Origin of the sequence: Proteus sp. fly-1089 (genome assembly GCF_040138965.1) — a bacterium.
GTDB classification, from domain to species: Bacteria; Pseudomonadota; Gammaproteobacteria; order Enterobacterales; family Enterobacteriaceae; genus Proteus; species Proteus vulgaris_B.
In genome coordinates this window covers 86,401-101,447 of the sequence record NZ_JBEETS010000006.1, presented here as the reverse complement: position 1 = coordinate 101,447, position 15,047 = coordinate 86,401, and the positions used below count along the sequence as shown (strand labels likewise).

At 39.9% G+C, this 15,047-nt stretch carries 9 protein-coding genes; 6 read left to right on the top strand and 3 right to left on the bottom strand.

All coding sequences use genetic code 11. From position 1 onward, the window contains the following. Nucleotides 1–57 precede the first annotated feature (57 nt). The 6 genes from ABN080_RS13655 (at nt 58) to ABN080_RS13630 (ending at nt 6,027) form a co-directional block, all read left to right on the top strand. The gene (locus tag ABN080_RS13655) at nt 58–1,377 is read left to right on the top strand and encodes a GntP family permease (protein ID WP_072069069.1); all 1,320 of its coding nucleotides are present in this window, start codon (nt 58–60) and stop codon (nt 1,375–1,377) included. A gap of 95 nt (nt 1,378–1,472) precedes the next feature. Further along, on the top strand, nt 1,473–2,612 hold the full coding sequence (locus ABN080_RS13650) for an acyl-CoA dehydrogenase family protein (RefSeq protein WP_072064398.1): 1,140 nt from the start codon (nt 1,473–1,475) through the stop codon (nt 2,610–2,612). Between the two features lie 54 nt (nt 2,613–2,666). Continuing rightward, nucleotides 2,667–3,443: a putative electron transfer flavoprotein FixA gene (gene fixA / locus ABN080_RS13645; protein ID WP_349441261.1), complete on the top strand. Its 777-nt coding sequence runs from the start codon at nt 2,667–2,669 to the stop codon at nt 3,441–3,443. An 11-nt stretch (nt 3,444–3,454) separates the two neighbouring features. After that, nucleotides 3,455–4,396 (top strand): FAD-binding protein, encoded by a 942-nt coding sequence (locus ABN080_RS13640; protein ID WP_349441260.1) that lies wholly within the window; start codon nt 3,455–3,457, stop codon nt 4,394–4,396. 63 nt (nt 4,397–4,459) lie between these two features. Then, nucleotides 4,460–5,746: an FAD-dependent oxidoreductase gene (locus ABN080_RS13635; RefSeq protein WP_349441259.1), complete on the top strand. Its 1,287-nt coding sequence runs from the start codon at nt 4,460–4,462 to the stop codon at nt 5,744–5,746. After that, on the top strand, nt 5,743–6,027 hold the full coding sequence (locus tag ABN080_RS13630; RefSeq protein WP_060556296.1) for a ferredoxin family protein: 285 nt from the start codon (nt 5,743–5,745) through the stop codon (nt 6,025–6,027). Before ABN080_RS13635 ends, ABN080_RS13630 begins: the two co-directional genes overlap by 4 nt. A gap of 142 nt (nt 6,028–6,169) precedes the next feature. On the opposite strand, the gene ABN080_RS13625 is transcribed toward ABN080_RS13630, so the two are convergent. The 3 genes from ABN080_RS13625 to ABN080_RS13615 form a co-directional block, all read right to left on the bottom strand. Further along, nucleotides 6,170–7,135, bottom strand: a complete 966-nt coding sequence (locus ABN080_RS13625; RefSeq protein ID WP_349441258.1) for a helix-turn-helix domain-containing protein — start codon at nt 7,133–7,135, stop codon at nt 6,170–6,172. A gap of 662 nt (nt 7,136–7,797) precedes the next feature. Beyond that, nucleotides 7,798–12,732 (bottom strand): DNA repair ATPase, encoded by a 4,935-nt coding sequence (locus ABN080_RS13620; RefSeq protein ID WP_349441257.1) that lies wholly within the window; start codon nt 12,730–12,732, stop codon nt 7,798–7,800. 86 nt (nt 12,733–12,818) lie between these two features. Then, entirely contained in the window at nt 12,819–15,014 is a 2,196-nt protein-coding gene (locus ABN080_RS13615; protein ID WP_349441256.1) for a flotillin family protein, read from the bottom strand. Nucleotides 15,015–15,047 lie beyond the last annotated feature (33 nt).

Sequence of the window (15,047 nt, the reverse complement as noted above, 5' to 3'; positions counted from 1 at the left end):
AGACCTGTGTGAATAGCACAGGTCAATTGAACCCTAACACATATAAGTGGGGCAATCATGGGTATTATTTGTTTAATCATTGGGCTAGCGATATTAATGATTATGTGTATGAAAGGCATACATATCTTCATTTCTGTCTTTACCACCAGCCTATTTCTTGCTGTGACTGCATGGCTTGTATCACCAGATATGCTTAATCCTGTCGATGCACTATTACAAGTGTATACCGGTGGGTTAGGTGGCTATTTTGGTAGCTTCTTCTTCATTTTCGTACTCGGTGCGATTTTTGGCAAATTAACCGCTATCAGTGGCGCTGCTGATAGTGTTGCCTCTTTTATTATTGGTAAATTTGGTGAAAGAGCCGTTATTCCTTCATTAGTTGCGGCTTGTGCCATTTTAGCCTACGGCGGTGTTTCAGTGTTTGTTGCACTGTTTACCGTTTATTCGATGATGGTGAGTTTATTTCGCAAAGCAAATCTTCCTCGCAGACTTATTCCTGCTGTCTATTTTGCCGGTGCAGGTACGTTTGTAATGATAATGCCTGGATCACCTCAAATCCAAAACCTTATCCCAATGAAGTTCTTAGGTACGTCAGCGACGGCAGGTTTAGTACCGGGTATGTTGACAGCGTTGTTCCAAGTCACCTTAGTGATTATTTATCTCACTTGGTTATTTAAGCGTGTAAAAGCGAAAGGTGAAGGCTGGGTTGAAGATGAAAAAACAGCCAAAGCCGAAGAAGGTAAAAAAGATCGTCAATTACCTAATGTGCTTGTTGCATTACTCCCTATGCTTATTTTGCTTGTCGTGCTGAATATTCTGAAATGGGACCCTGCTATTGCCTTATTCTGCGCCATTATCGCTGCCTTGATTGTGTACTTACGCTATCTCGATTGGAAAAAGCTTGTACCTAATTTAGCAGCAGGAACGATGGAAGGGGTGACCTCCCTCTTTAACACGGCGGTTATTGTTGGGTTTGGGGCATTAGTGATGACCTTGCCTGCGTTTAAAGAATCATTCCAAGCGATTGCTCAATCAGGTCTTAATCCACTTGTTGTTACTGCAATTTCAGTCGGTGCCTTGGTGTTTATCAGTGGTTCAGGCTCCGGTGCGTTAAGTATTGCTATGCCAATGATTGCAGCAATGTTCCCTGCAACTGTGGTTGATCAAGGCTCCTTACACCGTGTGGCCACAATGGCATCAATGAGTACAACTCCACCATTTAACGGATTGATTATTACTGTCTTTAGCGTCTGTGGTGTCAGCCATAAAGAGGGCTATGGCCCTGTAGGAACGTTAACTCTCGCTATCCCACTGTTAGCCATGATGTTTATGTTGCTGCTGTACACCTTCTTACCTGCATCCATAGCGACGATGTAGGAATAACGTTAACCCATTAATGCGTGCGATAAGACGACAAACGTGAAATCGCACGCCATAGAGATAACCCTATATATTCACAGAGGAAGATAAACATGGATTTTCAGCTAACAGAAGAGCAAGTCCTGATCCGCGATATGGTCAGAGAGTTTGTTGAAAACGATATTAAGCCTATTGCTGGCGAAATCGATAAAGAACACCGGTTTCCAAGTGAAAGCGTTGCACCTATGGCTGAGTTAGGACTCTTTGGTTTCAATATTGATGAAAATTATGGTGGAACAGAAGCAGATGCAATTAGCTATGTATTAGCAACAGAAGAAATGGCAAAAGTCAGTGCTGCACACGCCATGATCATGGGTTCACAGTGTTCATTAACTGGCCCTGTTATTCAAAAATATGCTGATGAAGAAACCAAAGCACGTATTTTACCGGGAGTAGTTTCAGGTGAGCAAATTGGTTGCTTCTGTTTATCAGAACCAAGCGCAGGTTGTGATGCTGCTGCTCAACAAACAACGGCTGTTCGCCAAGGTGATAATTATGTGATCAATGGCTCTAAATTGTGGATCACAGCAGCACCTCAAGGTGCATTCTTTATTGTATTTGCCATGACCGATAAAAGTGCGGGTGTTAAAGGGATCACTGCATTCTTAGTTGAGCGTGATAATCCAGGGATCAGCATTGGTTTACCTGAAGAAAAAATGGGTATGAATGGCTCTGAAACCTGTTCAGTCAGTTTTAGTGACTGTGTTGTACCTGTTAGCGCACGTTTAGGCGCTGAAGGTAAAGGTTTTAGCATTGCAATGGAAACCTTAGATGGTGGCCGTTTAAGCTGTTCAGCTATTGCATTAGGTATCGCACAAAGTGCATTAGATGCCACGATTGATTACACCAAAGAGCGTATTCAATTTGGAAAACCTATTGCGGCCAACCAAGGTGTGCAATGGATGTTAGTGGATATGGCTACCCGCGTAGATTGTGCTCGTATGTTGGTGTATCGCGCAGCTGCGGCAAAAATTGCTGGGCTTCCTTATACCCGCGAATCAGCGCAAGCCAAATTATACGCTTCTGAAACAGCAACTTATGTGACTCAAAAAGCCGTTCAACTCCACGGCGGTATGGGTTACACCAAATCTTATCCTGTTGAACGCCTAATGCGTGAAGCAAAACTCACCGAAATTTTTGAAGGCACAAGCGAAGTGCAACGCATGGTGATCGCTAAACATATTTTAGCGTAATGACATTGGGATTTTATTAATTTGCTCCATTGAGCAAAACGGAGAATGTGAATTATGAAACTTATTGCCTGCTGTAAGGTTGTTCATGACGAACAAGACATCACAACGCGGCCTGATCGTACACTCGCAACTGATAATGCGGGTTTAAAAATTAGTTTATATGATTTAAACGCGATTGAAACTGCAGTAGAAATTGCCTCGGCTCTTGGTGATAGCACCGTAACTGCGCTGAGTGTAGGCACTAGTGCAATGGTAGAAAACGCGAAAATTAAAAAAGATATTTTATCGCGTGGCCCTGATGCATTAACACTTGTTGCTGATGATGCGTGTAATGCGCTTTATTCAACAGATACCGCCAATATTATTGCGCAAGCGGCACAAAAAGTGGGTTTTGATTTATTAGTTTTCGGTGAAGGTTCTGGTGACTTATACGCTCAACAAACAGGTTTAGCGGTAGGTGAATACTTAGGCTTACCTTGTGTTAATGCCGTTAACAAAATCACCATTGAAGGTGAAAAAATCATTGTTGAACGTGATTTAGAAAATATCACCGAAGAGCTAGAGTTGACATTACCTGCCGTTGTCTGCGTGACATCAAGCATTAACACTCCAAAATTACCGTCAATGAAAGCCATTTTAGCAGCTAATAAAAAACCTGTTGAGAAACTTGGGTTAGGAGATATTGGTGTTGATCTTTCAGCACTCACCGTAGTGCAAACACAAGTGTGCGCACCAGAACAGACTGATCGCCTTGGCATTATTTTAGAAGGTGATTCAGATGAAAATATTGCCATATTTGCTGAGCATTTACGCCAAGCGGTTAATCAATAAGGAGATTAAAAATGGCTAGTTTACTACCTACTACCTTTGTTTATGCCGAGAAAGCGGATGATTTAGCGAAGCTGATAGCGTTTGCTCGTAGTCTTGGTGAAAAAGTGAATGTGTTATTTATCGGTGATGATGAAAGCACTCGTGAATGTGTCAGCCTTGGTGCTGATTGTGTCTATTGCTTTGCGCCACAAGACGGTGTGATTGCTGAAGATTATGCAACTTCTTTTGCTGAAATTATTAAAGAAGCGGGTGCTAATGCATTGGTTTTATTAGCATCATCAAAACGAGCAAAAGCCATTGCAGCTCGCCTTGGTGTTACGTTAAAAGCGGGTGTTGTCAGTGATGCATTAAGCCTGACCGTTGAAAACAATACCGTGATTGCCACACACCAAGTTTATGGTGGTTTAGCACATGCTAAAGCAGAAATTCGCTCACCTTATGCTATTGCTACCGTTGGTGGTGCATTAGATGTGGAAGTCATTACAGATGCGCCCAATGCATCAGTGGTACAAGGTACCTTTGTCGCCCCTGCGCATACATTAAAAGTGTTAGCACGTAAGCCAAAACAAGGTAGTAGTGTTGATTTAGGTAAAGCGCATTGTGTTGTTGGTGTTGGACGTGGCTTCGGTAAGGCAGATGATATTGCGTTAGCGTCAGCATTAGCGAAAGCCCTTCAAGGTGAAGTGGGTTGTTCACGTCCAATTGCTGAAGGTGAAGGCTGGATGGAACACGATCGCTACATTGGTGTTTCAGGCGTGACCTTAGGTGCTGATGTTTATGTTGCTGTCGGTATTTCAGGACAAATTCAACATATGGTCGGTGTAGATAGAGCAAAAATTATTGTTGGTATCAACAAAGATAAAAATGCGCCTATCTTCAATATGGTGGACTACGGGATTGTCGGCGACCTCTACAAAGTGTTACCTGCATTAACAGCAAAACTTGGCGGCTAATCCCCGTCGGTCGCTTAGTGAAAGTGTGCTAAGCGACCACACATAATAAAAGGACAGAAAAGTATGTCAGACGATATTTTTGACGCCATTATTGTGGGTGGTGGACTTGCTGGTGGTACTGCTGCCTATGTTTTAGCGCAAGCAGGATGTGATGTATTAGTGGTTGAGCGAGGTAATTTCGCTGGCAGTAAAAATATGACGGGCGGGCGTTTATACGCACACAGCCTTGAAAAAATCATCCCCAACTTTGCCGAAGAAGCTCCAGTTGAGCGCCTTGTGACGCGTGAAAAAATCTCCATGTTAACGCCGACAGATGGCGTTACGTTAGATTATCAACATACTCAGCAAGAAGAGGACGCGGCGCGTTCTTATACCGTATTGCGTTCTTCATTTGATCAATGGTTAATGGAAAAAGCGGAAGATGCTGGCGCACAAGTGATCACTGGCGTTCGTGTCGATGAAGTATTAGTAAAAGATGGCAAAGTGTGCGGCGTTAAAGCCGGTGATGACGAAATTGAAGCGCATGTCGTGATTTTAGCCGATGGTGTGAATTCACTGTTAGCGAAGCAATTAGGTATGACACAGAAAGTAAATCCTCATACTGTTGCCGTCGGTGTGAAAGAGTTACTTGAATTTACTCCTCAACAAATGGAAGACCGATTTGGTTGCACTAATGATGAAGGGTTAGCTTGGCTTTTTGCGGGCGCACCATCAGGGGGATACTTAGGGGGGGGGTTTTTATATACCAATAAAAATACGGTTTCTTTAGGGCTGGTTTTAGGGCTACATAACGTCGATAAGTTCGAAAAAACGGTTCCTCAATTATTAGAAGATTTTAAACAACATCCTGTTGTTGCTCCGCTTATCAAAGACGGAAAATTATTAGAATATTCAGCGCATATGGTGCCGGAAGGCGGCATGAATATGGTGTCTGAATTAGTGAAAGATGGTGTATTAGTGGCGGGTGATGCCGCTGGATTTTGCCTAAATGTTGGCTATACCGTAAGAGGAATGGATCTGGCGATTGCTTCAGGTGAAGCTGCCGCAAAAGCAGTATTAATGGCAAAAGAACAAAACAACTATAGTCAAAAAGAGCTGAGTTGTTATCAATCTTTATTAAATGACAGCTTTGTTATGAAAGATATGAAGCTATATAAAGATCTACCTGCTTTCCTTGATAACACCCGATTTTTTACTGATTATCCACAAATGGCCGCTAATGTAATGCATGATTTATTCGTGATTAATGGCCCAGAAAAACCAGTACGTAAGAAAATACTGTCTCAAGTGAAGAAAGTCGGTGTGATGAACTTAATTAAAGATGGCTTTAAAGGAGTACGTTCTTTATGAGTCAAGTAAACGTAGACGTTAAATTAGGCGTCAATAAATTTAACGTGGATGAAGAAAATCCACATATTGTCTTAAAGGATGATATCGATCCTGCGCAATTTGAAATCTTAATGAAAGCTTGCCCAGCAGGTTTATATAAAAAAGATGAAAAAGGGCAATATCTTTTTGATTATGCAGGATGTTTAGAGTGTGGTACTTGCCGTGTGTTATGTGGCGAGACGATCTTAAAGAAATGGGAATACCCATGTGGCACATTAGGCATAGAGTTTCGTTACGGCTGATGTAACAACACCAATCCCCCTTTAGCGTAACCTCCAAAATTTTAACTAGAGGGGGAATGAGCATTCTGAGTACATATTGATTCATATATGGATCATAATGCTTGAAATGATTTTTATATGCTCCATAACCCTGTTTTAAAACTTATCTCAACGAGTGTATTTTTCGATACTCTGAAGGTGTCATAAAAAATTCAGATTTAAATTTTCGGCTTAAATTAGAAATATCACTAAACCCACATTCATAAGCGAGTTGTGTAATATTTTTCTCTGCTAAAAGTGGATTAACCAATGCTGCTTTATAATTCTCAAGACGTTTTTGGTAGATCCAACGAAGTACAGATGTATTTTGTTCTTTAAATAGCATCTGTAAATAGCGTACTGAGATCCCACACGCATTAGCACATTCATTAACACTTAAATCGGGATCGGAAAGATGTTGCTCAAGATAGTGCTGAGCAAAATAAAACAGTGTTGATCTTCCTAAGCTTTGCGCTGGTGTCGCAATACTGAATTCGCTAAAGGCTGAGGTAATTAAATTCAATAAAATATCAGCAAGTTGTTGCGCATGTTGTGGTGGCATTGAATCCAAAAATGGAATATAACGCATCACAAAACTATAAACGAGAGAGCCGGTAATGCTATTACCACGTATCGCTCTTGCAGTAAGATTTTGGGTATTCCCTAAACGAGATGCCAGTTTCTCCCTTGGGATCAGGATTTTAAATAACGAATAGTCGTTATCAAAAGACCAGGATACGGGTCTTGCCATATCAAAAATACAAAAGTCGCCTTGTCGCAGAAATGCGGTTCTTCCATCTTGCGTCAGATGGCTGGTTCCTGAACGCTGTATCTCAATTTGAAAATGTTCTTCTAAGCTCAGTTTATGGGTTAAAGGACGGCTGCTTGCCCAGTGCCCATTAGACTCTAGTTGAATAAAGCGAATATTTGTCACCTTCTGCTCAACAATATTGGCATAAAATCGAGAATGAGGAGGCAATTCGACTTCATTGCATTCATAAGACGATAAAAAGCGGTCTTTTATTGTATCCCTGAATACGGAAAACCGATCTACGTCAGGGAGCTCCCGAGTCGTAAACATGCTTTTCATAGTACGCCCACTTTTATTGAAAGTATTTTTGTTGTGTCGCCATCAATCTAGTATAAAAACAACTTAAACCAGACAGAAATAGAATAATATTTTTATAACTTTAAAATTAAAATAGTATATTTAAATAATTATTAGCGAAGATACTTATTATCTTTTTTGTTAATAAATTGAAGGTAATATATTTAAAAATTTTTAATTTTTTTAAATTAAAGTCATATAAATAATATGATTAATTTATAGCATTTTTGATGCTATCATTTCTATGTTATTAATCCTAAGTTAATTTTCTATCTTTAGAGAGAGATCTCATAAATAGATTAAGAGTGATTCTTATTAATATCTTATTTATTTCATTCTTTTCAGAGTGTGAGTTAATATAGATTTTATGTACGGGGTATAATCGTTTGTTAAATAATGTTGTTATTTATTGTTAATCATAGTGTTATTAATTATATAAAATAAAATTTTTATAAATTTAATTATTAATAGAATTCATAATATATATTACAGCAATTCTTCCTTCGATATCATGCTTTATTAATAGTAAATATAGTTAATCTTAATATCGTGAACGTGAAATAGGTCTCTCGATTTATAAAACATTATTTATGTAAATATTTAGCCCACTAAAATAAGTAGGCTAAAATGGTTGTTTTCTATCTTTAGCGTAGACCTTGCACACTCTCTACTAAGTTGGCTAACTGTGATACAACACGGTCGCCAATATCGGCATTATCACCACCTAATGCTTTATTACGCATAAAGTCTTTCTTGATTTGTTGCCAACGAATAGCGTCTTTTTCAGTTAGTTTTCTACGTAATTCAGCGAGTTTTAATAAATTTTCTTCAGCACCTGTTGTCAGTAATTGCGCTTCACCCAGATAGTGATCATCAAGTAAACGTTCAATTTCTTCATCATTCATTACCGCAGACACTTTTTCACTTAACTTATTCATATTGCGGTAACTGCCTTGCAAACGAAATGCGGGCTCTGTGCGATATTTATCCGATTGTGCCGCACTGGCGATATATTGCTGATTTACTTTTAAAATGACATCACGTAGCGTAATTAAGTGCTTAAGCACCATGACTATTTCATTAATTTCAGCATCAGAATAAGGGTAGCTTAATGTATTGGTAGAGATGGATTTCCCCATCGCTTTATCGACTAAAATATAGAGATCGTTAAGATCACGCAGTGCAAGCGGTGCCAATACCGCATTTGAAGTTAAGCTATTTTCGATATAACTCAGAGCAAAAGCATCGTCCATACCACCTAATACTTCACCTAAGTTATAAATATCAGCTCGGTTAGCCAACATATCCGGAATACGAAAGACTTCACCTGATTCGGTGTAAGGGTTACCCGCCATGACGACACAGAATTTTTTACCCCGCATATCATAGGTTTTGGTTTTTCCTTTCCATACCCCTTCAATGCGTCTTGTTCCATCACAGAGAGAAATAAACTTTTGTAAGAATTCAGGGTGAGTATGCTGAATATCATCCACATACAGCATAACGTTATTACCCATTTCTAATGCTAAGTTGAGTTTTTCAAGCTCTTGCCTTGCTGTTGCATTAGGCGCTTGTTCGGGATCGAGAGATAGCACGTTATGTCCTAATGCGGGGCCATTGATTTTCATAAAAATAAGGCCTAAACGTGCGGCAGCATATTCCATTAATGTGGTTTTGCCGTAACCCGGAGGGGAGATCATTAATAATAACCCCATTAAGTCGGTGCGCTTACCTTCGCCTAACGCACCAATTTGTTTTGCCATATTATCGCCAATAATAGGTAAATAGACATCGTTAATTAGCTTATTACGGACAAAAGAGCTTAATGGTTTGGCTTTAAATTCATGTAGTTTTAAGCGTTCACGTTCATCACTGACTATTTTTTGACGCAGTGTGAGGTATTGTCTGAATGCAGGAATAAAGTTCTTTCTTTGGCCGCGCATTCGGCTGAAATAGTCATCCAAACTGAGTGATAACGCTTGGTTTTCAATGGTTGAGTGAGAGCCTAATAGGTCAGTTACTGTAAAGTATAAATCAGCTTCACTATAACGCGCTGATGCGACTTTATCTAAAATAATGATAGCGATAGCACCCGGAATATAAGGTGTAAGTTCGGCATAATCAGGCAAAGAGCACAGCCCTTGTAGCCAATTTTGGATCAGCGCCCAACGCTGTGCGTATCGCGTACCTAAATTCTGTTGTGAGCGATTAAAGTCTATCCACATATGGGCTTCTTCTAATCGACTTTGTAATGCAATCACTAACTCTTTAGCATATTTGCTATAAACCAATTCAATGGGGCTTCTCGCCAACGCAAAGCTTAAATATTCAGAGGCTTGCATCGGTACATAGTGTTCACACTCAATTGGATTATCATGAAGGAAGAGGCGTATATCTGCTTCGATCTCTGCTTGCAGATCGGTTAACGCATCGTCTGTATGGAATAATTGCTGAATATTCAGTGCAGTTCTTGCACGTTCAGGCCACAGCGCTGGATATTGTTCATTTTGTTTAGTTTCCCAAAAGAGCGCAGCTATTGCACGTGCCGTTGGGTTATAGCGTAGAAGATCAGCACTTTCGCCAATAGGGATCAGCTTTTTCAATATGGCGATAGCATCGTGATCGTGGATACCTTTTTCATAGCCTTCTTTATAACGTGGGGTAGCGAAATCACGCACGAGTTTTTCAAGCTTTTCAGGAAGAGTGAGTGCTTCTTTTAGCGTTTCGTAATCAAGACCATCTTGACGTTTTGCTGCCGCATAAATAATGGAATAAGCGAGGTACTCTGCTCGATAAACAGTATCCGATTCAGACTCAAGTGAGGCATTCCAATAAGGCTGTAATTGAGCAAGTTCTGTATTTTCAATCGGTTCTTGGTAATCCGTTCCTGTCAGGTATAACCAGAGCTTATCTTCTTTCGGTAAGATAGTGAGATCAAGTTCTTGTGTATTAACGCTAAAGCGATGGCGAGGCCCTAATTTAATAACATTGCCACCGTCTTCAAAAATATCGGTTTTATCCCGCAGAATACGAATAGCTTGATCACGAGAGGATTTTAAGCGTGCATCAATATCATCAGCTTTGACGTTATCATTGATTTCTCTTAGTTTTTCAATGATCTCTCGTGTTTTTAGTGATAAAGGATCTGAGGCGAAAAAGGCATTTAACTCATCTTGTGACTGTAATCGAGAGGTTCGGCGTTGTAGATTTTCCAGTAAGCGATTGGCTGCGGTTAATAGGCTTTGTGAGCGACGTTGGCGATCATCAAGCAACACTTGTTTGTGTGACTCAAAGGTTTCGACTAACTCTTCACGTTTAGCCAGAATATCATCAAGAAATTCATCATGATGGCTAAATTGACTTTCTAACTCTTCTAATTGAACTAAAAGACGTGAAAGCTGATCGTCACAACGTTCAGGTGTGGTTGCAAGGGATAAAGCATTGGTGATCCCTTGGCTAAATAAGCGAAATTGAGCACCAAATTGTGCCACGCTTTCGACGCTACTTTGTGATTTGCGTTTTTGTTGTAGTCGAGCGCGAGATTGGTTGAGTTGTGCATAGATTTGTGAAATTGCATCAATAATGTGCGTTTGTTGGGTAACGTCTTGGAATGTTAAAGATGCCATTAAGTTAGAAAGCATATCCAAATCAGTAGACATTTTTTCCATGTCATTCATTGGTACATCTAGTTGTGCGCTGTTTTGGGCTTTTTCAATAAGGTTTTCAAAGGTAACAAGTTGTGCTTTAAACGGTTGTAATGCTTTATCACTGGCAAGGAAAAGTGCGGTCGCTTGTGAAACACGTTGTTGCGTTTCGGTAATTTCTGTTTCCATGGTACTAAGTTTGGTTAAATCCATATAACGGAATTCACGCAAGGAAATCAGATGCCCACGGTGGGCATTTAATAAATTTAAGCTATCAACAAATTGTTGAATATCTGTCCAACTATCAGGGAGTGTTAAGGCCAGTAGTGATTTTTGGCGATTAATCGCTTCAAGCATTGATTTCGCAGATTGCTGACGAATACTTTCCACTTTTTCATATTCATCAAGTACTAATTCACTGGTTTGAGCGATATCTTTTAATAATTTACCAATCCCTAAACAGTGTTCATCATTAAACCAATAATAGAGATCTAATAAGTTTTTAGGTTGTAAGCTGAGTTGCTCATAACGAGCAATAGAGATTTGATTACCTTCAATTTCTTTTGCGACATGCAATATTTCGGAAATACCTCGTACTAAATCAGCATTACCAATACGGCCATAAAAACCATTACGGTGAGGTTGTTTATCAGCAAATTCTTCAGAATAGAAGGGGGTTTGCCAAACTTGCATTGGATGAACGCGAGTTGCTTCTTCGCCTTCACCTTCAAACAGCACCATTTTTCCGTCTTCTAGCATCGCATAGCCATGACCGACTAAAGGCACAGCAAGTTTACGCTCAATCATATTGTAATTGAAAAGCGCAAGGCGGCCTTGTGAAGGAGAGTAGAAAACATATAACACATCTTCGCCATTAGGCGAACGGCGTAGACGGCGGAAATACATCCCTTCCATTGGTTGATCAAAGGTTTTGTATTCGCCATTTTGCAGGTAATAGCCACCAGGGAAAATAATACCGTGATCTTCAGGTAATTGAACACAAGCTTGTCCAATTGCATCAATGCGTTGTACGGTTTGCGTCAAAATGTTGTAGACCAAATAACGCCAGTTTTCTTCGCGATACGGTAAGATTTTTAACAGAATCAAACTACCTGTTTGAGCATATTCAATTTGTGCATCATCGAGAGATTGGTTTTTATCTAATACGGCTTCACGATAAATCCCTAAACCATCCTCGGTGTTATTTTCACATTTAACTGTTAGATCGCCACCGGTTGTTTCGACAAAAACGGTATCAAGAATATTGATATGGGGAAAACGACCATTGACCGTATCTTCACGTTGAGTTTTCGTCCATTCGAAATCGTAAGCAGGAGGGAGGGCAATATCTCTTTCACCACGATTATCAATATAATCGATACGCTTTTTATCACTTGAGATAGCCCAGCGGAAAACACGCACATCAGTAATTCGTGCACCAATTTGAAAACTGGCAAGCAGTTTTCCATCACGCTCAACAAGTTGTAGTAGTTGTGTATTTTTGTAATAAGTATAAAGCTCAGTAAAATCCTGAATAAAACGATTATCGTTTAAAAAAGTTTCTTCATAAGGCACGGCCTCAACGTCAAACTCTCCCTCACTTTCAGTTAAACGATAAAGTGAAAAGACATCTTCAAGATGAATTTCACGTTTTAATCCAAGGAAAACGTTATAACCAAACAGTAGCCATTCACCTACACGAACAATGTCTCTGGCTTGGCAGTTATTTTCAGTACGAATACGGATACGGCCAATAATATCCATTTGGCTTTGACCAAATTCATCTAAGCGATGTTGATTTAATTCAGTGGCTTTTTGATGAAGTTGTTGACCTTGCTCTGTTAGGCGTTTGCGTAAGATTTCATACGCGCCACCTTGTGCAACAGCACTATCGAGTATTTCCTGCTCACGATTCGTATCCAGAATTTCAGACATGGTATAACGGATTTCCTTGGCTTAAACGATAAAAACAAGATAAAAGACATAGAGATGTCTCTATGCCTTTCGCCCTCTAAATAACATTATTCTTCTTTAGAGGAGCCTGATTTAGTTGTCACATCTTTAACCAATGGATTGGCACCTTTTGTTGCCATAAATCCATTAATTAAATCTTGGACTTCCGGATTTTTTAATAAAGAAGCAATATCGAGTTTTTTATCTTGTTGAGTGCGGTTAATCAGTTTTTCAACGTTCTCTTTGGCAAAACTACTTTTATCCATAAAACCATCTACCGCTTTACCTAAGCTTAATGCTTTAGAGAAGGTATTAAAGAAGTTGCCATCACCGCCCACAATTTCAATATTGGTTTTGCTCAGTGCTGCTGCCAATACATCGGCTTGTTCGCGTGCAATTTCTTTGTTGGCTTCAATAGATGCCATCGCTTGTTCAAATTGTTTTTCAAGACTCATACGGAATTCTTCATGTGAACGCGCCGTATCACTGAGGTGATCCATAGATTTGAATTTATCTGTTAAACCATCAGCTTCAGCTTTTAAGCGTTGGCGAATAACTTCAGCTTGTGCTGATCCTAATTGGCCTTCACCACGCGCCTGTGCTGCGAGTTTCTCTTCAAGAATTTTCGCATCAGCAAGGCCTAATTTCTCTTTTGCATTGGCTTGTTGTTCTTCACCACGCGCTTGAGCTGCTAATTTCTCTTCTAAGATTTTTGCTTCTGCAAGGCCTTGTTGTTGCTGGGCTTGTGCTTTCGCTTCCATCACTTGCGCTTCAGTTAAGCCTTTTTCTTTCATGCCACGTGCTTCTGCTAATAGTTTTTCAGCAGTGATGTTAGCTAATACAAGGCCTTCCTTCTCTTCGGCTTCTGCGGTTGCTTGGCGCACTCGAGCTTCGGCAAGACCTAATGCTGCATGCTCAGCCTCAATACCTTCGGCTAAACGTTTTTTCGCTTCTGATTGTTTTACAGAGGCTTCTAATTCAGCTTTCGCCATCGTGCTGATTTCTTCAGCTTTATGTTTGGCACTAGATTCATCAGCTTCGGCTCTTTTCACTTGGCGGACTAAAGACTCTTCTGCTTCTGCTTGTGCATTTATGATGGTGACTTGACGCATACGTTCAGCTTCTGAAACTTCGCGTACTTCTTTAATACGTTCTTCTTCTTGAGCAACCGTTTTTTCTACGGCGACACGTTCACGGATAACATTTGAGATATTTTTGCGTTCTTCTTCTAACGCTTTTTCTTTCTCAATACGTTGCAACTCAACTTCGCGCTCGCGAGCAACAATTTCTAATTCACGAGCACGATTAACTCGTTCTTGTTCAATGGTGACTGCACGAGTACGATTTTGTTGTGCAACTTCCACTTCACGCATACGGTTTTCTTCCCGAATTTCAATCTCTTGCTGAGTCTGAATACGAGCTTGTTCTGCTTTTAAGCGCTCTTCTTCCTGTACACGTAGGGTTTCTGATGTTTCACGAGCACGAATATTATCGATTTCACGTTTTTGGCGTGCTTCTGCATCGGCTTGTTGGCGTTCTAAGGCCAAACTTGCTTCTCGGGTTTCCACGTTTTTCTTTTGAATAGCAAGTTCTTGGTCACGCTCTTTTTGGTTAGTTTCAATATTATGAATAGCGGTAATTTCCGTGATTTTTCGGATACCTTCAGAGTCAAAAATATTGTTAGGATCAAGTGCGGATTTTGGTGTTTGTTCTAAATAGTCGATAGCAACGTCTTCTAATGCATAACCATTAAGATCTTTACCAATAACATCAACAATACGATCACGGAAATTCTGTCTATCTTCAAAAAGTTTCGACAGTTCAAACTGTTTACCTACTGTTTTTAATGCTTCTGAGAATTTAGCACTAAATAGAGTGCTGACTGCTTGATGATCAGACGCTCTATCAACACCAATGGCTTTTGCAACTTTTAATACGTCTTCAGTGGTTTCATTTACACGTAAATAAAATGCAACGGTAATATCAGCACGTAAGTTATCTTGGCAAATCAAACCATCTTTACCACGACGATCAACCTCTAACGTTAAAAGAGAAATACGCATAAACTCTTTTTTGTAGATAACAGGATAAACCAGCGCACCTGTAAAATGGACTTTAGGTTGTGAGGTCATGTCATTGACTATTAAGGCTGTACCTTGAGGCACCTTAATATAGAAAGCTTTAAATAATCCAAATAACCCTAAAATAATTAGAATTGCGAAGCCAACAATAGTTAAGAAAGGCATAACGAAAGCCAAATCCATACTTTTTTCTCCATAGGTTCAGACGATGCCGTC